Consider the following 23,513-nt stretch of genomic DNA (forward strand, 5'->3'; position numbering starts at 1 on the left):
GCTCTCCCGGCGCGGCGGTGGTTCCTTTCCTGCCTGCTGCAACTTTCAAAAAGAGTTGGCGAGCACAAGGAAATGACCATGGATCTCCGCAGTGAAGTCCTTCGCAAATTGAAGACCCGGCGTGCCGGGCACAGTCTCGAGCAGGCATTCTACACCGATCCCGATCTCTACAGGATCGATATGGAAGAGATCTGGTACAAGGACTGGCTGTTTATCGGCCATGACTGCGAAATCCCGAAATCCGGCAATTATTTCACCGTGCAGGTCGGCGAGTATCCGGTCGTCATCGTCCGCGACCGCACCGGCACCGTCCGGGCCCTGCACAATTCCTGCCGCCATCGCGGCTCGCGCGTCTGCGCCGGCGCCAAGGGCTCGTCCGCCAAGCTTGTCTGTCCCTATCACCAGTGGACCTACGAGCTTGACGGCAAGCTTTTGTTCGCCCGCCAGATGGGCGAGGATTTCGACAAGAACCAGCACGGTCTGAAACCGATCCATTGCGAAACCATCGGCGGCTATATCTTTATCTGCCTTGCCGAAGAGGCGATGGATTTCCAGCCCGTGCGCGACATGGTCTCGTCCTATGTCACCCCGCACAATCTGAAGGACACCAAGGTCGCGTTTGAAAGCACGATCATCGAGAAGGGCAACTGGAAGCTCGTCTGGGAAAACAACCGCGAATGCTACCATTGCGCGGCAAACCACCCCGAGCTTTGCCGCACCTATCCGGAAGCCCCGACCGCAACCGGCGTGCAGGGCGCCAAGGACGATCCCGTCATTGCCGAACACTGGGCAAAATGCGAAGCCGAGGGCTTGCCGAGCGAGTTCAAGATGTCGCCGACCGGCCAGTTCCGCGTTGCCCGCATGCCGCTGATCGAGAATGCCGAGAGCTACACCATGTCGGGAAAGCGGGCCGTCCAGCGCCAGCTCTCCGACGATGTCAGCCAGGATCATATCGGCACCCTCTTGCTGTTCCACTATCCGAGCACCTGGAACCACGTGCTGGCCGACCACGCCATCACCTTCCGCGTCCTGCCGCTTGGTCCTGAACTCACCCAGGTCACCACCAAATGGCTGGTGCACAAGGATGCCGTCGAAGGCGTCGATTACAATCTGGAAGAACTGACGCATGTCTGGACCGAGACCAATGACCAGGATCGCCAGATCGTCGAGGAAAATGCCTTCGGCATCCGCTCGCCCGCCTATCAGCCCGGCCCCTATTCGCCGGAACACGAGGGCGGCGTGATGCAGTTCGTCGAATGGTACACCAACTTTATGCAGGATCGCCTGCAGGGTAATTCCATCTCAACCCCTCTGGTTCGGGTCGCCTGACATGACGATTGCTTCCTCCTTCCGGCACTTCGATGAGCTGCAGCCGTTCAATGACCGGCAGCAACTGCTGGAATGCATCTCCGTCACCGTCGAAGGGCCGGATGTGATGACATTCGGCTTCAAGGCCGACAAGGACAGCTGGTTCCGCTACCTGCCGGGCCAGTTCGTCACGCTCGAACTGCCTGTGAGCGTGGATGATCCGGTGATGCGCACCTACACGCTGTCCTCGACGCCGTCGCGGCCGTTTTCCATCGCCGTCACCGTCAAGGCCCAGGCATCGAGCATCGGCACGCGCTGGATGTTCGATCACCTGAAGCCGGGGATGAAGCTGAAGGCCTTCGGGCCGCTCGGCGACTTCTCCTTCGTGCGCCATCCGGGTGAAAAATACCTGTTCATCTCCGCCGGTTCCGGCATCACGCCGATGATGTCGATGACCCGCTGGATGGCCGATTGCGCCCCGCAGACGGATGTCTCCTTCCTGTCCTGCGCCCGCCAGCCGGACGATCTGTTGTTCCGCGACGAGCTGGAGAACATCTCCCGCAACATGCCGAACCTCAATCTCGGCTTCATCGTCGAAACCCATGCGCCGCGACACAGCTGGCACGGACTGCGCGGCCGCATCGAGACCTCCAAGCTGGCCCTGCTGGCGCCGGATTTCCGCGAACGCACTGTCTTTTGCTGTGGCCCGGAGCCGTTCATGCGCGGCGTCAAATCCATGCTGGAAAGCGTCGGCTTCGACATGAACCGCTATCACGAGGAAAGCTTTCAGCCGGCCAGTGCGCCGGATCCTGCAGAGCTTGCCATTCGTGCAGGCGCCGGGGAGGCGGATGCAAGCGCGGTTTCCACCATCACGTTTACGATGGCCGGCAAGGACGCCAAGTGTCAGCCCGGCCAGACCATCCTGCAGACGGCGCGCTTGGCCGGCGTCCGCATCGGGGCCGCCTGCGAAGGCGGACTGTGCGGCACCTGCCGGGTGATGAAGATTTCAGGAGAGGTCGAGATGAACCACAATGGCGGCATCCTCGATGACGAAATCGACGAGGGTTACATCCTCGCCTGCTGTTCGCGCCCGATCGGCGACGTGCAGATCGAGGCGTGACGCGCCGGAATTGCCAAGCGTAGACGAGCGGACGTATTTCTGCGCAGGATTGCCCCTCACCCTAGCCCTCTCCCCGCATGCGGGGAGAGGGGATGACGCCAGCCTTTCAAAGCGGCTCACCATCATAAGATGTTCATTGGCGGCAAGGTTCGCGTAAGTTGCGCTCTCTAGTTTCGAAGGGTAATCGATACGGGGCGTGAAAAATGCGAACCAAAGATTTGACTTACGAGCTTCTCCAGGCGTCGAAGATGAGCGCCGAGCGCAGTGACAAAAAGATGCTCGTGTTCCTTATCGAGATGGCGCTCCTGGAAGCAGAGCTATCCATGCCGGCCCCGCTGAATGTCAAAAGCGCACATCCTGTGCGTATTCCCCAGATCCCCCTATCCGGAAGAGCGCCCGCCGATCTCAGGCGCGCATGAGCAGGCGCCCGGATTGCCGGCACCTCCGCGTGCGGCAACAATCACCTCGCTAATCGTGCTCAGGATTGGGGCACAACCGGGTTCGCCTTCGCCTTCGAGCGGCAGGCTGCAAACACGTCAAGGCCCGGATTATAGACTTTCGTGACGACGTTCATCATGCCAAGCACGGTGTGAAACAGGTTGTCATGCGAGGTTGGAGCGTCTGTATGGCTCTGAAGGCAGCTTCGGTCCAGGCCGGTCAGTTGCGCATAGGTGTCGGAGAACCAGGCGATGAAGGGGACGTGGGTCTGCTCTGCGGGCGCAAACATGTAGGGCGCGCCATGCAGGAACAATCCGTTCTCGCCGAGCGACTCGCCATGGTCCGACATATAGATCATCGCGCCATCGACCGTGCCTTGATGCTTCTTCAGAAGCTTGATCACTTCTGACAGGTTGTGGTCGGTGTAGAGGATGCTGTTGTCATAGGCGTTGACGATCTCCTCGCGCGAGCAATCGGAGAGCTGCGGGGTACGGCAATCGGGCTTGAAGCGGCGGAACTCTTCCGGATAGCGCAGATAATAGGCCGGGCCGTGACTGCCGAGCTGGTGCAGAACGATGACGGTGTTCTTGGTGATGCCGGCTAGCTTTTCATCGAGTTTGGTCAGGAAAATGTCGTCCAGGCATTCGCCATCCTTGCAGAGTTTGCTGTTCTTCTGCTTGGTCAGGCTGGCAAAGCTGACGAGATCGGCGATCCCCTTGCTGCCGGTATTGTTGTCCCACCAATAGCCGTCAATGCCGGCGCGGCGCAGGACGTCCATCAACGTGTCGGTGGAGCGCGCCTTGCGGTCGGAATAGTTCTTTCTGCCATAAACGGAAAACATGCAGGGCAGTGAAACGGCCGTCGCCGTTCCGCAGCTGGTCGTCCCGATGAAGTTCGTCACACCAAGTGTTTTCAGTTCCGGATTGGTTTCCCGGTCATAGCCGTTCAAGGAGAAGTTCATGGCCCGCGCGGTTTCGCCTGCGACGATAATGGTGACGACGGGTTTTTGCGTCTGGGCATAGATCGGGCCAAGTTTGGCGTCTGTGCCCAGCGGAGCACGGACGATACCGATCTCGCGATAGGTGCTGACCCCCAGGCCGATTGCCGAGGTGATGGCGGCAAACGGCGTCAGCTTTGCCATCATGTCGCGATGTTCGCGGATATTTGAAGAGATCCCCGAATAATCCGAGACAATCAGCCCGATGCAGAGCGACAGGCAGAGCGAAATGACCGCAAGGTTCACGAAAAATTTGCCGATGAACGGGCGGTGCCTGATCCGGATCAGGCATACCAGCATCGATGGCAGGATCCCGTAGATGAGGACATGCAGCACAAACGCAGTCGTAACCAGATGACCGGCCTCCTGCGGCGTCGTCACCACGGCGTTGCGGATCATTTCCTTGTCGATCACCACACCGAAGAAATCCGTGTAGTAGGCGGAAATCGCTCCGGCGATGAGGAGGAAGATCAGAAACGGCTTGACCAGGTATTTGACCGAGAACATCACGACGCCTGCAAAGACAAGCAGGGTTATTGCCGCGGCAAACGTATAGAAGCCAAGGTGGAGGCCGCCGAACACATAGAAGACTTCGTTCCAGAAGGTCAGGTTCAGGAGACACAGAATGTAGAGGGCGACCAGCAGGCTGAGCGGTATGCTGCCCATGGTGGGTCGCTTTATCGAGCGAAAATTCAAGACAGGCTCCGGCAATCAAGGCAGGGACGGTGACGATTTTCCTCCTCTTGCGCTTGCCGGCTGACAGGAGGCTGAACGTCTGGGGCTTTGGCCACGACGGCCAAAAGCGCATTCCAAAGCTGCGACCGGGCGCACTGGCGCCATGGGTCGGGAGGCCGAGCCGAAGACCTCAATGGTTGTGCATGCTGCTGGCTGAGGCAATCTGTTCAGCGGAAACGGGCCCGATCGATCCCGTCACGGTCATATCAACGCCTATGCTAACGCTCGAGAAAGCGCCCGAGAAAGCCCCTGCTTTGCCCGAGGCGATCAGAAGCGGCTTGTCCAGCGGCTTTGCCGGCAGAAGCTCGCCCTTGGCCCAGACAGCCTTCAGTGCCTTGGCATTCATCGCCGCGACATTGACATCGATGTCGGTGAGCGTTCCGGCGACGCGGTAGGGGCAACGCCGCTTGCCGCAGTTGGCGGCGGCGGAGAACTGCCAGAGCGCGTAGGCATCCCAGTTCCCCATCGGAAAGACATTGCCGATGCCCGGTTTGTAGCGGGCATACCAGAGCGGCAGGCGCGACAGGATCGGGAAGCGGTCGCGGTTGGCAGCGATATACTTGGCGGTGGTGTGATTGGTGTAGAGCATCGGATAACGGCCGGTGCGGGTCCGGATATGACCGGCGAAAATGGCCGCGTCTTCCAGCGACATGTATTTTTCAGGATCGATGCCCTCGATATCGAGCACCATCAGTTCGTCGTCGCGCGGCGCGGCATAGTCGAGGAAATGATTGGCCTGATCGACCGGGTTGCCGGGGCGGGCGAGGTGGTAGGCTCCCCAGAGAAGGCCGCTTGCCCGGGCGATGAGGCGCCGTGTCTGGTAGAGTTCCCGGCTGACGGCATATTTGCGCCACATCGTCTTGCAGTGGGCAACCGTGTCGCCGGCATGATCGCCGGTACAGGCAAAGCTCTCCGGCAGTCCGTCGGATGCCTTGGAGATGAAGCCGGCAATGCGCTTGTCCTGCAGCATTGCGTCCCAGTCGATGATGTTGAGTTCGTAGGCATCGATGACCAGCGCATGGTCGGTTGATTTCCACGGCATGAGATCGCGTGCCGATGTTGCGTTGGGGATCAGCGCGACGCCGAGGAAAACGGCGAGGCGGAAAAACTTGCCCAAACGTGCGATCCGGCGCTTTTCCATGAGAAGAGGGTGCGGAAAGATAATTAAGGGAAGGTTAACATTAAGCCTCTTCATTGAGACTTGGCCTAACACGTCTAGCGCGTGTTTGCCGGACATGCTTAGTTGTGGTGCCGTGGAACAAAAACAGCCGCAAATCGTTCTATCGGCAAGACAATATAGCTCGATAGCAATTGAAGGAGGAGCCCCTCATGGGTGTTTTCAGTTTAAAGGCAGCATCGCTGGCGCTGTCCGCCGTGTTGCTGGCGACGTCATTTACACCGTCGCAGGCCTTCACCCAGATCCCGGTTCCGGTCACGGCTGAACGCGCGAATGTCGAAATCGTCCAAATTTCGCACCGCGACGGCCATTACAGGCGCCATTACAACAACAGGCGTCACTATAATAATAACAGGCATGGCTATTATCACCGTGGCGGCTATTCCTATTACAACGGTCATCGCGGCTACAACTATTACCGGCCGGGATACCGCGAATATAATGGCTGGTGGTTCCCGCTCGGCGCGTTTGCGGCCGGTGCCATCATCGGCGGTGCCATAGCCCAGCCTCCGGTGCGCTACGGCGGAAGCCATACCGAATGGTGCTATAACCGCTATCGCAGCTACCGCGCCTACGACAACACTTATCAGCCGAACTACGGCCCGCGCAGGCAGTGCATTTCTCCTTACTGATACGGTGATTTGATCAGCACTGACTTAAGGCCGGGGACTTTGTCTCCGGCCATTTTTGTGCGGATTAGAGGATTCCGATCCGCCTGAGGATCGTCCAGGCCAGTCCCATCGACAGCAGGATGAACAGCCCGGCAATCAACGTCCCGTGAATGCCGTCGGCAAAGGGCAGGCTGCTGGTGTTCATGCCGAAAAAGCCGGTGACCAGCGTCGGCGGCAAAAGGAAGGCCGTCATCAGCGACAGGATGTAGAGATGGCGGTTGGTCTCCGACGACAGCTTGCTGTCGATCTCTTCATGCAGCAGGCGGGCCCGTTCCTGCAGCGCAAAGACATCGCGGTCCACGGCTTCGAGCCTGTCCGACAGACGTTCGGCCACGTCGATGAACCCTTCCGGCACCTCGTCCTCTTCCGAGGTTCCAGCCCGGCGCAATAGGGCCAACAGTGTGCGCAGGTGCCGATGCAGGCGCACGGCGGTTCGCCTCAGCGGCGCCAGGCGCGGCTGATGGTTGTGCCCGGCCTCGCCGTAAACATCATCCTCGATGACGTTGAGGTCTTCCGTCAGTTCCAGCACGAGGCTGATCAAGGTCCGCTGGAATTCGACCACCATCATTTCGAACAGGTCGATCGGCCGGGCGCAGCGGGCATTTTTCTCGACGGCCGCCTTGACCCGGTCGATGCTGCGCAACGGGTGCAGCCGCGTGGTGATAATGATCTTTTCGGTAACGGCGAAATGCAGCCAGCCGATGGTTTTCGTCTCGGCGTCGAAGGTGCGCTCGAAATCGACCAGCGTGCCAAAGACGATATCGTCGGAGACGGCGATGGCCGCCTGTGTATCATGGCTGATCAGCGTTGAAAGCGCTGCCTGTGGCAGGGTGGTGATGCGTTCGATCAGGGCAGGGGTGCGGGCATCGCTCAGCGCCAGGTGCAGCCAGACCCAGCCGTCGCCCTCCATCAGTGCATCTATGGAGGAATCGGCGGCGATCCGCACGCAACGGCTTTCGCCCGGCAGGAAACGATAGGCCCAGACGAGCCCCGGTATTTCGGACGAGATCAGGTTCATGCAGCATTGTTCCGGGCGGAGGCAGACTTCGCTGTATTCGGGTTTCATGACAGTTTTGTTACATGGGCAGCGGCAAGCCGGGATAACAGGCTCAATCGAATATTGACGTTTACGTAAAAATCAATAATTTCGGGACCAACGAACACGCCATTGCTGGACTGAGGGACGGCAATGTTGTCATGTGGCTGCGGGAGGATACGGCGATGTACAAGGCACCGGTTGAGGAAATTCTGTTCACGCTCAAGCACGTGGCTGGGCTCGGCGAGGATCTGGCTGCAGGCATTTTCGGTGATCTCGATGAGGATCTGGTCGACGCGATCGTCGGTGAAGCCGGCCGCTTCGCCACCGAAGAGGTCGCGCCGCTGGCCGATATCGGTGACAGGCAGGGCTCGAAACTCGTCGATGGCAAGGTACAGGTGCCCGAAGGCTGGAGCGACCTCTATCGCAACTGGGCGGCCGGCGGCTGGAACAGCCTGACGGCGCCGGAGGAATTCGGCGGCCAGGCGCTGCCGCATATGCTGCATATCGCTGCCATGGAGTTCTGGAATGCCGGATCGATGGCCTTCGCGCTGGCGCCGATGCTGACCATGGGCGCCGTCGATGCGCTGGAGAAGCATGGATCCCAGGAGCTCAAATCAACGTTCCTCGCAAAGATGATTTCCGGCGAATGGACCGGGACGATGAACCTGACGGAACCGCATGCAGGCTCCGATCTCGGGGTCCTGAAGACCCGCGCCGAGCGCCGCGACGACGGCACCTACCGGATTTTCGGCCAGAAGATCTTCATCACCTGGGGCGATCACGAAGTGACCGGAAATATCGTCCACCTGGTCTTGGCGCGGATCGCCGGGGCGCCGGAGGGAACGCGCGGCATCTCGCTGTTTCTGGTGCCGAAATTCCTCGTCAATGCCGACGGTTCGCTGGGCGCCCGCAACGATCTGTTCTGTCATTCGCTCGAACACAAGCTCGGCATCCATGCCTCGCCGACCTGCACCATGGTCTATGGCGACGGCCGGTTCGGCGCGGAAAAGGGTGCTGTCGGCTATCTCGTCGGCGAGGAAAACAAGGGCCTCAACTGCATGTTTACGATGATGAACAATGCCCGGCTTGCCGTCGGCATACAGGGTGTGGCGATGGCTGACGCCGCGACCCAGCATGCGCTGAACTATGCCCGCGAACGCACGCAGGGCAAGGCGCCCGGCTGGAAGGGCGCGGGCATGAGCCCGATCATCGAACACCCCGATATCGCCCGCACGCTCTTGACCATGAAAGCCCTGACACAGGGCGCCCGCGCCATCGCGTTCACCTGCGCCCGTGCCGTCGACCGGGCGCATGTCTCAAAGGGTGACGAGGCCCGCTATTGGCAGGAGCGCTCCAGTCTTTTGACGCCGGTCGCCAAGTCCTTCGGCACCGATGTTGGCATCGAGGCCGCCTCCATGGGCATCCAGGTTCACGGCGGCATGGGTTTCATCGAAGAGACCGGCGCCGCGCGTTACCTGCGCGACGCCCGGATCGCGCCGATCTACGAAGGAACCAATGGCATCCAGGCGATCGATCTCGTCACCCGCAAGCTGCCCCTGTCGGATGGCGGCCATGTGCGCGGTTTCATCGCCGAATTGGAGGCGGTGGCTCAAGAGGTAGGGGCATCGAACCTTGCCGGTTTCGGCGAAACCGGCAGCCGTCTTGACGATGCGATCGCCGATCTGGAAGAGACGACGGAATGGCTGCTTGCGCGCCTCGCCGAAGGCAAAGCCGCTGAAGCGCTCGCCGGGGCAACCGCCTATCAGCGGCTGTTCGGCCTGACGCTGACCGGCGTCTATCTCGCCAAGGGCGGGTTGGCCGAGGTTGGCGATGGTGGCCGTGATGTCCGCATCGCGCTTTGCCGTTTCGCGGCCGAAAACCTTTTGGGCGAAACGGTGGCGCTGAAGAACACCATCGTCACAGGTGCCGCAAGCCTTGCCAGCGCCCGTATCGCACTTGCCTGATCGAAAAGGCGCAAAGGAGATGACCATGACCGATGACGTTCTGATCGAGCGGCCAGAAGCCTATCCGGGCGTTCAGGTCATCCGCTTCAACCGGCCGGCCAAGAAGAATGCCATCACGCGGGCGATGTACGCCAAGATGGCCAATGCGCTCATCGTCGCAGGCACCGACGACGCCATTCGCGTCACCGCGTTTCTGGGCACCGAAGGCTGCTTTTCAGCCGGCAACGACATGGCCGATTTCATGGCGTTCGCCATGGGCGGGGCGATGGGGCAGGAAGTGATCGAGTTCCTGAAGGCTCTGGCCGGTGCCGCCAAGCCGGTCATCTCCGGTGTCGATGGCCTGGCGATCGGTATCGGTACGACGATCCACCTGCACTGCGATATGACCATCGCCTCGGCGCGCTCGACCTTCAAGACGCCGTTCGTCGATCTGGCCCTGGTGCCAGAGGCGGCCTCCAGCCTGATCGTACCGCGTATTGCGGGTCATCAGCGCGCCTTTGCGCTTCTGGCCGCCGGCGAGGCGTTCACGGCCGCCGACGCGCAGGAGGCCGGGCTGATCTGGAAGATCGCCGGTGCCGATGCGATCGAGGACGAGGTGATGGCGCTTGCCGAAAGTCTGGCGAAAAAGCCGCCGGAAGCGCTGCGCATCGCGCGCAACCTCATTCGCGGCGACCGGTCAGACGTGCTGGCTCGCATCGATGAAGAGGCAAAATACTTTGCCGCGCAATTGAAGAGCGCCGAAGCGCGTGCGGCTTTCGAGGCTTTCATGCGCCGCTGATTGGAATATCTCTCTTCTCCCCGTCGGGGAGAAGAGGCGGCATGCCGCCTGCCTTGCGATTCATATGCCATCCCGACCTTGCCGGATGGCGGGGTGTACCCCATATTGAACCCTGTTGCGTGGAGGAATTCCGGCATTGGGAGCGTGCCGGCAAGTCAAGGATTCGTCCATGCGGTCTCGTTTCAGGTTTTCCCTCTCCGATATGCTGAAGCAGCACCGGCGCTGGGAAAAGACGCTTTCCAAGGCCGTCAACGCGACGCGCAAGGTTCTGGTTTCCGCAGCACCCGCAAAATTACCGGCAGCAGCAGCGATCAAGCCCCGATCGGCCGCAAGGCTGGAAGAGGTCAAGGCGTTCGGCAGCAATCCCGGCCATCTGCGCATGCTGCGCTATGTCCCCGCCGGTCTGCCGAAAAAATCGCCACTGGTCGTTGTGCTCCATGGCTGTCACCAGACCGCCGAAGCCTATGACCTTGGCAGCGGCTGGTCGACACTGTCGCGCGAACGCGGCTTTGCCGTCGTCTATGCCGAGCAGAAGCGCTCCAACAACGCCAATCTCTGTTTCAACTGGTTTCGCCCGAGCAACGTCACGCGCGATCGCGGCGAGGTCATGTCGATCCGCCAGATGGTTGCCAAGATGGCTTCAACCCATGGGATCGACCCCAAGCGCGTGTTCGTCACCGGCCTGTCGGCAGGCGGCGCGATGGCCGCGGCAATGCTGGCGGCCTATCCTGATATCTTTTGCGGCGGCGGCGTCATCGCCGGGCTGCCCTATGGCGCGGCGCGTGACGTGCACCGGGCGCTTGCCGCCATGAAGTCGCCGCCTGAGCGGACAGCGCGCGAATGGGGTGATCTCGTGCGGGCCGCATCGCCTGTGACGCGTGATTTTCCTGCAGTCTCCATCTGGCATGGCACCAAGGATCAGACCGTCTCGACCTTAAACGCCGATGCGCTGCTTCAGCAATGGCTTGACGTGCACGGTCTTGAAGGCGAGGCCTATGTGCAGAACGAGGTCGATGGCCATCTCCACCGCGTCTGGAAGGATCAGTCCGGCAGGGTCGCCGTCGAACTCTATCTGATCGACGGCATGGGACACGGTACGCCGCTGAAGCCGAGGCAGGCATCACGGACAAGGGCCGACACTCCCGGCCCCTTCATGCTCGATGCCGGCATTTCCTCGTCCATGCATCTGGCGACCGCCTGGGGCTTGAAGAAGCGGCCTCAGCTTGGAGCGCTCAGACAGGCGGCCGAATAGGCGGCCGCCTTCGCAAAATGCCCGTGAAGTCCTCACTTTTCCTGCAATGAGATTTTAACCCTGCCTTAAGCGGCGGCTAATATGGTCCGGACATTCACAGGTCCGGCCTATCGGTCCCTGTCGGGCGCATGAGGCGCGCGTCTTCGCCCATCGTGGCATGTCATCCCATTCCCGCATTCTGGAACGGTTTCGCGCGTCAGCGCTGCCTGCCGATCCTGCGTGCGGACATGTTCGAGCCTCCGCCCGGCGCTACAGCCCGGCCGCATTAGGGAAGCCTGCCTTGTCCAAAAAATCGAATCTGATGACGCGCATTCTTGTCGCCGCGTCCTTCGTCGTCATTGCCGCCTTTGCCGGCTTTTCCGTCTATATCGACAGCCTCCAGCATGCCGTGACGACCCGCGCTGTCGAGGAGAATATTTCCTCCTCCGGCAAACAGGCCGCCCAGAGCGTCGCCAACTGGCTGAACGGCCGTGTCACGCTGACGGCCATGATTGCCGATGCAGTCGGCGGCACCGCCGATCAGGCCGGCCTTGAAGCCACCCTGAACAACGATGTTCTCGTCAAGGAATTCATCAGCACCTATGTCGGTGACGAAACCGGCAAGTTCACCACCTGGCCGCTGATGCCGATGCCGGAGGGCTACGATCCGCGCAAGCGCCCCTGGTATCAGGATGCGGTCAAGGCCAATGGCAGCGTGCTCACCGACCCCTATGTCGATGCGTCGAGTGGCGACCTGATCATCAGCGCCGCAGCGCCGGTGAAGAAGGATGGCAAGCTTGTCGGCGTGGCCGGCAGCGATTTCTCGCTCAAGACACTCGTCGACATGGTCAAGGCCATCGATGTCGGGGGCGAAGGCTTTGCCTTCCTCGTCAACAAGTCGGGCCAGATCCTCGTCCATCCGGATGCCAAGCTGGTGACCAAGACGCTTGCCGATGCTTTCCCGGCCGCAACACCGTCGATCGGCTCGTCGATCATGCAGACCGAGCTGGACGGCAAGCCGATGCTGGTCAGCTTCGTGCCGGTTGCCGGCCTGCCGACGGTTGAATGGTATGTCGGTTTCGCCGTTGATGCCGATGTCGCCTATTCCGCTATCGGCCAGTTCCGGATTGCCGCAACCATCGCCACGCTTCTGGCCGTCGGCGTGATGATCGCCTTCCTTGCAACCCTGCTCAGCCGCCTCGTTATCCGTCCCGTCACCGATATGACCGGCGCCATGGAACGTCTGGCTGCCGGTGACCTGAAGGCGGACATCCCCGGCCAGGAACGCCGCGACCAGATCGGCTCGATGGCCGCCGCCGTCGCCGTGTTCCGCACCAATGCCATCGAGCGCGTGCGTCTCGAAGGTGAGGCCGAGAGCGGCCGTTCGCTGTCCGAGCAGGAGCGCCTTGAGCGCGAAGCCCTGAAGGCACAGGAAACCGTCGATATCCAGCACGCCGTCGAGGCCTTGGCGACCGGTCTTGGACGTCTTGCCGACGGCGACCTCGGCTACCGCATCTCGGTTCCGTTCGTCACGCATCTCGACCGCCTGCGCGCCGACTTCAACAATTCGGTGAGCAAGCTGCATCAGACGCTTAAGGCCGTCGGCGCCAATGCCCGCGCCATCGATGCCGGCGCCAGCGAAATCCGCACGGCCGCCGACGATCTTGCCCGCCGCACCGAGCAGCAGGCCGCCTCGGTGGAAGAAACCGCCGCTGCGCTGGAAGAGATCACCACCACGGTCAAGGATAGCGCCCGCCGCGCCGAAGAGGTCGGCCAGCTGGTTGCCCGCACCCGCGCCGGCGCCGAAAAGTCCGGCGAAGTCGTTCGCAATGCTGTCAACGCCATGCAGGGCATTGAAAAGTCCTCCGGCGAAATTTCCAGCATCATCGGCGTCATCGACGACATCGCTTTCCAGACGAACCTCCTGGCGCTGAACGCCGGCGTCGAAGCGGCCCGTGCAGGGGACGCCGGCAAGGGCTTTGCCGTCGTCGCCCAGGAAGTGCGCGAGCTTGCCCAGCGCTCTGCCAAAGCCGCCAAGGAAATCAAGGCGCTGATCACCACCTCGGGCGATCAGGTCCGCGCCGGTGTGGCGCTGGTTGGGGAAACCGGCCAGTCGCTGCAGACGATTGTCTCGGAGGTTCAGGAGATCAACACGCATATCAGCGCGATCGTCACCTCCACCCGCGAACAGTCGACCGGCCTGCAGGAGATCAACACGGCCGTCAACACGATGGACCAGGGCACCCAGCAGAACGCCGCCATGGTCGAGGAACAGACCGCCGCCAGCCACGGGCTTGCCTCGGAAGCGGCAGCGCTCAACGATCTGCTGGCCCAGTTCAACATCGGCGATGGCCAGTCGTCGGCGCCGGCAAGACAACAGGCGTATGGCCGCCGCGCTGCGTGATAGGTGCAATTCGAACAACAAAAAAGGCCCGGCGAAAGCCGGGCCTTTTTTGTTGAAGTTTCCGGTGAAGCGCGAAGAGCAGCTGCGAAACTCACTTCTCCAGCGTTGCCACGACTTCCACATGCGACGACCAGAGGAATTGGTCGATCGGGGTCACGGACGTGATCCGGTAGCCCGCATCCACGAGGATGCGCAGGTCGCGCACCAGCGTTACCGGGTTGCAGGAGACCGCTACGATCTTCTTGGCGCCGGAGCGGGCCATTTCCTTCGTCTGGACTTCGGCGCCCGCACGTGGCGGGTCGAAGACGATGGCGTCATAGGCCTTCAGTTCCGAGGCCATCATCGGACGCCGGAAGAGGTCACGCTTTTCCACGGTCACAGGCTTCAGGCCCTGCGTGTTGCGGGCGGCAAAATCAAGCGCCTTCAATGGCTTGTCTTCGCTCTCAACGGCATGAACACGCGCCTTGCGGGCGATGCGCAGCGAGAAAGTGCCCGATCCAGCAAAGAGATCGATGACGCGCTTGGCCTTGCCCAGGTGCGCGATCACCAGCTCCGCCATCGCCTCTTCGGCCGGCTTTGTCGCTTGCGTGAAGCTGCCGGGCGGCGGCGAAACGGAAACGCCGCCGAAATCGATCACCGGTTTGACCGGTTCAACCAGAATTTCACCGTTGAGGCTGAGACGGGCAATGCCCTTCTGGGCGAGCACGGTTTCGACCGCCATCCGCCGCTGCCGGTCGTCCATCGCCTTGATGCCCTCGAAGGCGAGATCGAGGCCGGACAGGGTTTCCAGCACGGTGATGCGGAATGGCTCCGCATTGACCGCCATGGAATTGGCAATTGTCCGGATGGTTGCAAGCCGCGAGACGATGCCGGGGCTTGCGATGGGACATTCCGATATCGCGACGATGTGATGGGTCTCTGGCTGGTTATAGCCGAGCAGCAGCTCTTTTTCCGTGCGCCGCGCCGTAAACACTGTGCGCCTGCGCTCGCCGGGATGGGCAAGCACCAGGGGTGCCACATCGGCCTGCAGCGCCTTCGACTTGAAGGCATCGAGAACCAGTTGCCGCTTGAAGTTCTGATAGAGACCGTCGCTGGCATGCTGCAGGCTGCAGCCGCCGCAGGTGCCGTTCTCGCCGTCCGGCCCGAAATGCCGGCATTTGGGCTCGACGCGCTCAGGCGAGATATCGGTCATCGACATGACCGTGCCCTTGTCCCTGTTGACCGCCAAGGCCACCGTCTCACCCGGCAGCGTAAACGGCACATAGACCGGGCCGAACGGACCACGGGTGATGCCGTCGCCGGATTGGCCGAGCTTCTCGATAGTCAGCGTTTCCGTGCTCATGCTTCTTCGTCCGCGGAGGCGTCGTCGTCCAATGCGTCGTCTTCGTCGAGCGGCTTGTGACCGGCCAGCAGATATTCCTCGTTGCCGTCACCGCCGGAAATCGGCGAGGGGATGAGACCGAGGCTTTCCCAGCCCATATCCTCGGTGAGCCAGCGCTCCAGTTCGGCCGCGACCGCAGGAGCGCTTTCCGGGTCCTTGAGCAGGCCCGCCTTGCTGATCGCTTCGCGGCCGGCTTCGAATTGCGGCTTGACCAGAAGAATGCAATGGGCGCCGGGCTCGGCCAGATCGAGCGCCGGCGGCAGCGCCAGTTTCAGCGAGATGAACGAGACGTCGGAAACGATGAAGGAAATCTCGCGGCCTTCAAGGTGATCCTCATCCAGCACGCGGGCGTTCAGGCCCTCGATATTGGTGACACGCGGGTCGGCGTCCAGGCGCGGATGGAACTGGCCGTGGCCGACATCGACGGAGATGACATGGGCAGCGCCATTGTGCAGCAGAATTTCGGTAAAGCCGCCGGTGGAAGCGCCGATATCCAGACAGTCGAGCCCTTCGGGCGACAGCTTGAAATGCTCGAGGCCGGCTTTCAGTTTCAGCGCCGCGCGCGAAACATAGGGCTGGACGGGATCATCGATGGCGATGGTCGCATCCTCGGGAAAGGTGGAGCTCGCCTTGGTGACGACGCGGCCGTTGACGGTGACGGTGCCGCGCTGGATCGCATCGCGTGCGCGCGAACGGCTGGCGACAAGCCCCAGGTTCAAAAGCAGCTGGTCGAGGCGGACGGAGGTTTTTGGTTCGTTTGACATGGGTTCTCATGGCGCGTCGAAGCCGGGATGGCAAGCATTTTGCCGATCCTGCACCAAATAATGCTCCCGCCAACGTCTGTTGATGACCGGCAACGGGCAAGCCACAAGATTTCTCTGCGCTTTCGTTGCGCATGAGACCTGTTCAAAAATGTCTCCTTATTGCCGGGGGCGCAAACCCGCTTTGCCATTCTGAGGTCACGTGGAAGGGTGTGTCATGCAATTTCGAAACGGCATGGTTGAAAAGCGCAGCCCTCAACATGTATATTTGCTAATTTAATAAAATTGTAATCTTAACAATAGGATGATGGACCCATCCTTCTTGCAAACCAGGGTGTCCGCATGTCCATCAGATTCAAGCTCATTTTCAGCATCGCCTTTGTGGCGATCCTGCTGTTGATCACCAGCGGCGTAGCATTTGTCGCTTTGCAATCCATCTCCGAACGGACCCGAACAATCGTGATGGATCGGGTTGTGCCAATGGCCCATTTGAAGGTTGTCGCGGATATGTATGCTGTCAACATTGTCGATACGGCTCACAAGATCAGGAGCGGTGCGGTCGACTGGGCAAGTGGCGAGAAGGCCCTACGCGTCGCCGTGGAAGCCATTGATCGTTCCTGGACAACCTATGCGGCAACGGACATGACCGTCGAAGAGCGAAAATTGGCTGACGACTTCAAAGTTCTTCGCGGCAATTCTCAGGGCGCGATCAATACGCTGATCGACATCGTTTCGCGAAAAGATCAATCGTCCCTCGACGCGTTCGTTACCCATCAGCTCTACCCGACGATCGATCCGCTTGCCACGCCGATCAGCGATCTGGTCTCGTTGCAACTCCGCGTTGCTCAGGAAGAATTCAACGCCGCGAACCATTTGAAGTCCACCATTGTCATGTGGATGAGTGTGATTGCGGCCGTCTCCATCGGCGTGGTCGTCTTTTCGATCTGGATGGTGATTGGCGGTGTGACTATCCCGCTCAAGCGAATGCAGCAGGCCATGCGCCGCCTCGGTTCCGGCGACACCGAGACCGCGGTACCGTATTCGGGCCGCAACGATGAAATCGGCGAAATGGCCGGTTCCGTGGAAATCTTCCGCAAGGCTGCCATTGCCAACAGGGAACTGGAGAAAGATGCGCTGGCGAACCGGGAAAGCGCCGAAGCCGAGCGCATCCGTTTGACGGCCGAAGCCGAGGCTGCCGCGCAGCAGCGTCTTTTGCAGGCAACCTCCAGTCTTGCGGCCGGTCTGCGCCGCCTTGCGGCCGGTGATCTCTCCTTCCAACTCAACGATGCTTTCGCCCCCGATTTCGAAGCGCTGCGTCATGATCTCAATGCCGCGGTCAATCAGCTTAGCGGCACGCTTTCAGCCGTTGCTCAGGCCGCGGGTGCGATCGACAATGGCACCCGAGAAATCAGTTCCAGCTCGGACGATCTGTCTCGCCGCACCGAACAGCAGGCGGCTTCGCTGGAAGAAACGGCAGCCGCACTCGACCAGATCACCGTCAATGTCTCGAATTCTTCAAAACGCGCCGACGAGGCCCGCTCTGTTGCGGTTCAGGCCAATGCAAGCGCCGCCCAGTCGGGTGCGGTCGTCGCCAACGCGGTCGAGGCGATGCGCCGCATCGAGGAATCCTCGAGCCAGATCTCCAACATTATCGGCGTTATCGACGAGATCGCCTTCCAGACCAACCTTCTGGCGTTGAACGCCGGTGTCGAGGCTGCCCGTGCCGGTGATGCCGGCAAGGGTTTTGCCGTCGTCGCCCAGGAAGTGCGCGAACTGGCGCAACGTTCGGCAAAGGCCGCCAAGGAGATCAAGGAGCTGATCCGCAATTCGAGCGTCGAGGTCGAAGGCGGCGTCAAGCTGGTTCGCGACACCGGCGATGCCTTGAAGACCATCGAGACCTATGTGGTGACGATCAACCAGCATATGGACGCGATCGCCACCTCGGCCCGCGAACAGTCGGTGGGCCTTGCCGAAGTCAACACGGCGGTCAACCAGATGGACCAGGTCACCCAGCAGAACGCCGCCATGGTCGAGGAAACCAATGCGGCGAGCGCGACGCTCGCCAACGAGGCGAGCCGCCTGCGCGAACTGATCGCGCAGTTCCAGCTTGATGCTGGCAGGGGTTCGTCCGGGACGGCAACCTACGGTTCGCGGCGCGCCGCCTGAGGCGGTGCATCGCTGATGTGTCGAAGCCCCGGCGGTTTACAGATCGCCGGGGTCAAACTGCTGACAAACCGTGCGGATGTTCATTCCGGCAGGGTGGCGGCGCCGACGCCGTGCCAAAATGATCGATCGCTAAAATTGTAGCGTTGGCATCGGGTTGGAGAGTAACGATTTTACCCTAGGAACAGGCCTGATCGCGCATCAAACGACGATGGCAACCTTGGGGACCACGAATGAACGGCCAGCGGGAGAACAGAATAGACCTTCTGCGGGGCCTGTCGCTTCTGCTTATTTTCATCGGTCACGCGGAGTTCACGTTTTCGCTGACGTTCCAGCATTCACGCGGCTTTTGCGACGCTTCCGAAATCTTCGTGCTTCTGGCCGGCATGTCTTCCGCTCTCGCCTATTATCGTCCGGACGCCGGGCTGCAGTTGGAAAGGCCATGGAAGCGGGCCTTGCGCCTCTATCTCGTGCACCTGCTGCTTTTTGCGATCATGCTGACGATATCGGCCGTCATCATCGGGGCGTTCGATCAGACGGCATGGGCTGCCGAGATGACGGATTTCTGGCAGGACCCTTTTCACCATGGTCTTCAGGCCCTGTTGCTGGGTTACATGCCTGGCAATCTCGACATTCTGCCGATGTATGTCGTCCTTTTGCTCATCGCACCGTTTGTCTTTCTGCTGCATGATTGGTCGAGGAGCGCCCTGCTGGGGCTTTCCTGTGCCGTCTGGTTCGTTGCCGGTCTTGGCCATATCAATCTCCCAAACGCAGCCCTCGAAGGCCATACCTGGTATTTCGATCCGTTGTCATGGCAGTTCATCTTCGTGATCGGGATCTATCTCGGCGTGCGCATGAAACGCGGCCAGCCGGTGTTGCCTTACAACCGAGCCGTATTTGCAGCCGCAGCCGTTCTTGCGATCGCCGCCATTCCTGCCAATCTGGCTGTTCATTTGGGCGTCGTTGACCCGCCGTTTGGCGGGCTTCACCATCAGCTGGTGTCCAAGACCAATGGCGGCCCGTTGCGGATTCTCAATGTTCTGGCGATCCTCTATCTCGCCTGGAATATCCCCGCCGTGAAAGCCTGCGCCGATCACCCGGCATTGCGGCTCATCTGCGCCGCCGGGCGCCACAGCCTGGCGGTCTTCTCCGCCGGGGTGCTGCTGTCGTTTGCCGCCGCGGTGTTGATGAGGCACAGCCCGGACATGCCGCTTGCGGTTCAGCTCCTGCTGCTTGCCGGCGGCTGCGCGCTGCAGCTGGCAACCGGCTGGATGCTTGAGGTCCGAAAGATTGCACGAACAGGGCCCCGGCTCTACGGCTTGCGCCGCACCGTCTGAGATCAGCCTCTATCGGCGATGCGGGAAACCGTGCAGCGCAAGGCTGGCGGTGACACGGGCACTGCCGCCGCCACAGCTTTTAGGAGATTTATCGATGCCGGTGGCAGTTGCCGCCGCTCAGCCCGCGACGCTTGAGCCGATCTGCTGTTTCTGACCGAGCGTTTTAAACACGGTCGAAACGATCCCGGCACGGTCGAGGCCCGCCTTGGCATACATCGCCTCGGGCTTGGCCTGTTCCATCCAGATATCCGGAAGAACCAGCGACCGAATCTTCAGTCCGTTGTCGAGCAGGCCTTCATAGGCAAGGAACTGCAGGACATGACTGCCGAAACCGCCGACAGCACCTTCTTCGATGGTGATCAGCACCTCGTGGTGCCTCGCCAGCTGGCGGATCAGGTCGTGGTCGAGCGGCTTGGCAAAGCGGGCATCGACGACGGTCGTCGAAAGCCCGGCCGCATCGAGGTCTTCGGCGGCCAGCAGGCAATCGGCCAGACGCGTGCCGAACGATAAAAGCGCCACCTTCGAGCCCTGTTTCATCACCCGGCCCTTGCCGATTTCGAGGATCTGGCCGCGCTCCGGCATCTCGACGCCGACACCTTCGCCGCGCGGATAGCGGAACGAGATCGGGCCCTCGTCATAAGCGGCCGCGGTGCGCACCATATGCTTGAGTTCCGCCTCGTCGGCCGCCGCCATGACGACGAAGCCGGGCAGGGTGGCAAGATAGGTGGTGTCGAACGAACCGGCATGCGTCGGGCCGTCGGCGCCGACGAAACCGGCGCGGTCGATCGGGAAGCGCACCGGCAGGCCCTGGATCGCCACGTCGTGCACCACCTGGTCGTAACCGCGCTGCAGGAAGGTCGAATAGAGCGCGCAGAACGGCTTGTAGCCCTCGGAAGCCAGCCCGGCGGCAAAGGTCACCGCATGCTGCTCGGCAATGCCGACATCGAAGCAGCGCGAGGGGTGCACCAGCGCGAACTTGTCGAGGCCGGTTCCCGACGGCATGGCCGCGGTGACGGCGACGATCTTGTCGTCAAAACCTGCCTCCTGTGTCAGCGCCTCGGCAAAGACGGATGTATAGGCCGGCGCATTCGGCTTGGCTTTCGCCTGCGCGCCGGTGATAACGTCGAAGGTGTTGACGCCATGATATTTGTCGGCCGCCGCTTCAGCCGGCGGATAGCCCTTGCCCTTCTGCGTCACCACATGGATCAGCACCGGGCCCTTGGAGTTGTCGCGCACATTGCGCAGGACCGGCAAAAGGTGATCGAAGGAGTGACCGTCGATCGGGCCGACATGGTAAAACCCCATTTCCTCAAACAGCGTGCCGCCGGTGACATAGCCGCGCGCATGTTCGACGGCGCGAGTGATCGCCCGGTCGACGGTCTTGCCGAGATAGGCGGTCAGTTTCTTGCCGAGGTCGCGGAAGCCCATATAGGTGCGGCCGGAGGCAAGGCGCGCCAGATAGGCGCTCATCGCGCCGGTCGGCGGCGCGATCGACATGTCGTTGTCGTTGAGAATGACGATCAGCCGCGCATCCAGCGCGCCGGCATTGTTGAGCGCCTCATAGGCCATGCCGGCCGACATGGCGCCATCGCCGATGACGGAAATGACATTGCGATGCTCGCCGGACAGATCGGCCGCCACCGCCATGCCCAGGCCGGCGGAAATCGAGGTCGATGAATGGGCGGCACCAAAGGGATCGTATTCGCTCTCGGCCCGGCGGGTGAAGCCGGACAGGCCGTTTTCCTGGCGCAGCGTGCGGATACGGTCGCGGCGGCCGGTGAGGATCTTGTGCGGATAACATTGATGGCCGACATCGAAGATCAGCCGGTCATGCGGCGTGTTGAAGACCTTATGGATGGCGATGGTCAGTTCGACGACGCCGAGACCGGCGCCCAGATGCCCGCCGGTGCGCGACACCGCGTCGATCATTTCGGTGCGCAGCTCGGCTGCCAGTTGCGGCAGGTCCTTGTCGTCAATCTTCTTCAGATCCTCAGGATAGGTCACCTGGTCGAGAAGAGGGGTCGCCGGCATAGGGTTGACTGGCAGTTGTGTCACGCTGAAGGCCTTCGTTCTCGCGTCTTAGGGAAAGCCGCGATTTCAAGTGGGGTGTCCGCTGGGAACCGCGTCTTTAAACAGTTTCGTTATGGATTGCAAAAACGGGTTTTCTTGCGGCGCAAACAAGGAGTTTAACGAAGATTACCGCTCGGGCAAAGGGATAAACTCTTCTTCATCCCCCGGCACGATGTCGAAACGGCCCGTGCGCCATTCCTCCTTGGCCTGATCGATCCGTTCCTTGGACGAGGAAACGAAATTCCACCAGATATGCCGGGCAGAGCCAAGGGCAGCCCCGCCGAACAGCATGACATGACAGCCCGCCGGACCGGCTTTGACAGTAATCGCATCGCCCGCCCGGAAAACCAGCAGTTGATTGTCGGCAAAATGATCGCCGGCAATGATCGCCTCGCCTTCGAGGATATAGAGCGCTCGCTCTTCCCACTGCGCCGCGAACGGGGCGCTCTTGCCCGGTTCGATCCGGAGGTCGACATAGATCGTGTCGGAAAACACCGAGACCGGCGATTTCATGCCTTCGAACTGGCCGATGACGACCCGGCCTTCCAGACCATCCACATTGAAGGATGGCAGGTCGCGCTTTTCGGTATGGGCAAAGATCGGGTCGATCTCCTCATACTGGTCGGGCAGGGCCAGCCAGGTCTGCAGGCCGGAGATCGATTGTGGTTTTCCACGCAGGTTTTCCGGCGACCGCTCCGAATGCACGATTCCGCGTCCGGCCGTCATCAGGTTGAGATCGCCGGGCGAAATGACCATTTCGGTCCCCAGACTGTCGCGATGTTTGATTTCGCCGTCGAACAGGTAGGTGACGGTCGAGAGCCCGATATGCGGATGCGGCCGCACGTCCAGCGCCTGCCCGGCCTTGAGCAAGGCAGGTCCCATCCGGTCAAAGAAGATGAACGGCCCGACCAGCCGGCGTTTTGCCGTCGGCAGCGCCCGGCGCACCTGCAGATTGCCGATATCGCTGGTGCGCGGAATGATCAGATGCTCGATCGCATCGCACGCCGGCGCATCGCCGGCTACGGGGTCTGGTCCGGGAAAGAAGCTCATGGGCGGTCTCCTCTCAAATTGGCAGTGAAACTATTGTCCGAAAGCCAGTTTGTTGTCCTGCATAATCAGGATGATCGAACGCCGTCGCATCACGGTCAACGGCTGTTTGCCGAAATCAGCCAGCGATTTGATCGGGTGATTTGGCAGCCACTGCAAACGGCTCGAAATCTCTGAGATTATTGGTGATGACGGTCAAGCCATGTGCCTTTGCCGTTCCGGCGATCATGGCGTCCGCTGCGCCTGGATTGTGCCCAGCCGATATGGCGCGTGCCTCCAATTCACCGGAAATTCTGGCCACGGCGCCATCAAGCGGCAGGATATTGTCGGCGTAGGCGGATGCGAGCCCAAGAAGCCAGATAGCCAGAGTGTCAGCCTTTGATGTGGCTCCCCTCGTCTCCAGTATCCTGATGCCCTTTTCGATTTCGTGGACGGTCACGGCCGAGAGGTAGATGGCGTTTGACTGTTCCTGTTCTTCGATCCATGCCGCGAAAGCCTGTGACGGTTCGCCGCGCGATGGTGCAAACATCGAGATAGCGTTGGTATCCAACAGAAACCCGCTCACAGGTCGACATCTCTCGATGGAGCCGGATTGCGAGCGAAAACATCGTCACCGGCGTCAAAATCAGTCGGAAATGTTCTGAGATAATGCACAAGACTCGGACGATTGATGCCGAGTGCCTTCCGTGCTGCTTCCGCAGCCCCGACGCTGACCATCACTGCTGCTGCGCGGCCATGGCGCGTAATCGTCACGAATTCGCCTGACGCAGCTTTGTCGATGACGTGAGAAAACGACGCTTTCGCTTCTTTCAGGCTGATCGTGGGCATGGCCATTTTCCCAAAAGGGTCACAAGTGACCTTTTTAGCTGTTCATGCGTCGAAAATCAACAAC

Annotated in this window: 19 protein-coding genes; 10 read left to right on the plus strand and 9 right to left on the minus strand. The window is 60.9% G+C overall.

The annotated features are described in order from the left end of the window. Positions 1–78 precede the first annotated feature (78 nt). The 3 genes from AC1D17_RS08870 (at position 79) to AC1D17_RS08880 (ending at position 2,847) form a co-directional block, all read left to right on the plus strand. Entirely contained in the window at positions 79–1,329 is a 1,251-nt protein-coding gene (locus AC1D17_RS08870) for an aromatic ring-hydroxylating oxygenase subunit alpha (protein WP_477565038.1), read from the plus strand. Between the two features lies 1 nt (position 1,330). Further along, positions 1,331–2,428 (plus strand): FAD-binding oxidoreductase, encoded by a 1,098-nt coding sequence (locus tag AC1D17_RS08875; RefSeq protein WP_477565039.1) that lies wholly within the window; start codon positions 1,331–1,333, stop codon positions 2,426–2,428. Positions 2,429–2,631: 203 nt separating this feature from the next. Further along, on the plus strand, positions 2,632–2,847 hold the full coding sequence (locus AC1D17_RS08880; RefSeq protein WP_477565040.1) for a hypothetical protein: 216 nt from the start codon (positions 2,632–2,634) through the stop codon (positions 2,845–2,847). 59 nt (positions 2,848–2,906) lie between these two features. Here the strand turns inward: AC1D17_RS08880 and AC1D17_RS08885 are convergent, their stop codons facing one another. Continuing rightward, complete coding sequence (locus tag AC1D17_RS08885; RefSeq protein ID WP_477565041.1) at positions 2,907–4,529, minus strand: phosphoethanolamine transferase; 1,623 nt, start codon at positions 4,527–4,529, stop codon at positions 2,907–2,909. Between the two features lie 199 nt (positions 4,530–4,728). Further along, entirely contained in the window at positions 4,729–5,739 is a 1,011-nt protein-coding gene (locus AC1D17_RS08890; protein WP_477565042.1) for a glycoside hydrolase family 25 protein, read from the minus strand. A gap of 188 nt (positions 5,740–5,927) precedes the next feature. On the opposite strand from AC1D17_RS08890, the gene AC1D17_RS08895 reads away from it, so the two are divergent. Further along, a complete protein-coding gene (locus tag AC1D17_RS08895) occupies positions 5,928–6,407 on the plus strand; it encodes a BA14K family protein (protein WP_477565043.1) in 480 nt (159 codons plus the stop codon). 64 nt (positions 6,408–6,471) lie between these two features. Here the strand turns inward: AC1D17_RS08895 and AC1D17_RS08900 are convergent, their stop codons facing one another. Beyond that, a complete protein-coding gene (locus tag AC1D17_RS08900; protein ID WP_477565044.1) occupies positions 6,472–7,464 on the minus strand; it encodes a transporter in 993 nt (330 codons plus the stop codon). A gap of 203 nt (positions 7,465–7,667) precedes the next feature. Between AC1D17_RS08900 and AC1D17_RS08905 the strand changes: the two genes are divergently transcribed. From AC1D17_RS08905 to mcpU, 4 genes are all read left to right on the plus strand, one after another. Beyond that, on the plus strand, positions 7,668–9,449 hold the full coding sequence (locus AC1D17_RS08905; protein ID WP_477565045.1) for an acyl-CoA dehydrogenase: 1,782 nt from the start codon (positions 7,668–7,670) through the stop codon (positions 9,447–9,449). 25 nt (positions 9,450–9,474) lie between these two features. Continuing rightward, complete coding sequence (locus tag AC1D17_RS08910; protein WP_477565046.1) at positions 9,475–10,227, plus strand: crotonase/enoyl-CoA hydratase family protein; 753 nt, start codon at positions 9,475–9,477, stop codon at positions 10,225–10,227. A 169-nt stretch (positions 10,228–10,396) separates the two neighbouring features. Beyond that, a complete protein-coding gene (locus AC1D17_RS08915; RefSeq protein ID WP_477565047.1) occupies positions 10,397–11,479 on the plus strand; it encodes an extracellular catalytic domain type 1 short-chain-length polyhydroxyalkanoate depolymerase in 1,083 nt (360 codons plus the stop codon). 280 nt (positions 11,480–11,759) lie between these two features. Beyond that, on the plus strand, positions 11,760–13,862 hold the full coding sequence (gene mcpU, locus AC1D17_RS08920) for a methyl-accepting chemotaxis protein McpU (RefSeq protein ID WP_477565048.1): 2,103 nt from the start codon (positions 11,760–11,762) through the stop codon (positions 13,860–13,862). A 91-nt stretch (positions 13,863–13,953) separates the two neighbouring features. Here the strand turns inward: mcpU and AC1D17_RS08925 are convergent, their stop codons facing one another. Both AC1D17_RS08925 and AC1D17_RS08930 read right to left on the minus strand, forming a co-directional pair. After that, a complete protein-coding gene (locus AC1D17_RS08925; protein ID WP_477565049.1) occupies positions 13,954–15,204 on the minus strand; it encodes a class I SAM-dependent RNA methyltransferase in 1,251 nt (416 codons plus the stop codon). Then, entirely contained in the window at positions 15,201–16,007 is an 807-nt protein-coding gene (locus tag AC1D17_RS08930) for a TlyA family RNA methyltransferase (protein ID WP_477565050.1), read from the minus strand. The genes AC1D17_RS08925 and AC1D17_RS08930 overlap by 4 nt, the downstream gene beginning before the upstream one ends. A gap of 339 nt (positions 16,008–16,346) precedes the next feature. Here AC1D17_RS08930 and AC1D17_RS08935 point away from each other — a divergent pair, with 339 nt between their 5' ends. Together AC1D17_RS08935 and AC1D17_RS08940 are read left to right on the plus strand one after the other, a co-directional pair. After that, the gene (locus tag AC1D17_RS08935) at positions 16,347–18,170 is read left to right on the plus strand and encodes a methyl-accepting chemotaxis protein (protein ID WP_477565051.1); all 1,824 of its coding nucleotides are present in this window, start codon (positions 16,347–16,349) and stop codon (positions 18,168–18,170) included. 230 nt (positions 18,171–18,400) lie between these two features. Then, on the plus strand, positions 18,401–19,504 hold the full coding sequence (locus AC1D17_RS08940; RefSeq protein ID WP_477565052.1) for an OpgC family protein: 1,104 nt from the start codon (positions 18,401–18,403) through the stop codon (positions 19,502–19,504). A 117-nt stretch (positions 19,505–19,621) separates the two neighbouring features. Here the strand turns inward: AC1D17_RS08940 and dxs are convergent, their stop codons facing one another. The 4 genes from dxs to AC1D17_RS08960 form a co-directional block, all read right to left on the minus strand. Continuing rightward, a complete protein-coding gene (dxs, locus tag AC1D17_RS08945) occupies positions 19,622–21,535 on the minus strand; it encodes a 1-deoxy-D-xylulose-5-phosphate synthase (RefSeq protein WP_477565257.1) in 1,914 nt (637 codons plus the stop codon). A gap of 165 nt (positions 21,536–21,700) precedes the next feature. Further along, positions 21,701–22,624, minus strand: a complete 924-nt coding sequence (locus tag AC1D17_RS08950) for a pirin family protein (RefSeq protein ID WP_477565053.1) — start codon at positions 22,622–22,624, stop codon at positions 21,701–21,703. A 115-nt stretch (positions 22,625–22,739) separates the two neighbouring features. Further along, complete coding sequence (locus tag AC1D17_RS08955; protein WP_477565054.1) at positions 22,740–23,186, minus strand: PIN domain-containing protein; 447 nt, start codon at positions 23,184–23,186, stop codon at positions 22,740–22,742. Then, positions 23,183–23,449 (minus strand): type II toxin-antitoxin system Phd/YefM family antitoxin, encoded by a 267-nt coding sequence (locus tag AC1D17_RS08960; RefSeq protein ID WP_477565055.1) that lies wholly within the window; start codon positions 23,447–23,449, stop codon positions 23,183–23,185. The genes AC1D17_RS08955 and AC1D17_RS08960 overlap by 4 nt, the downstream gene beginning before the upstream one ends. Between the last annotated feature and the right edge of the window lie 64 nt (positions 23,450–23,513).

The sequence above is a fragment of the Pararhizobium sp. P1_E7 genome (assembly GCF_056405855.1).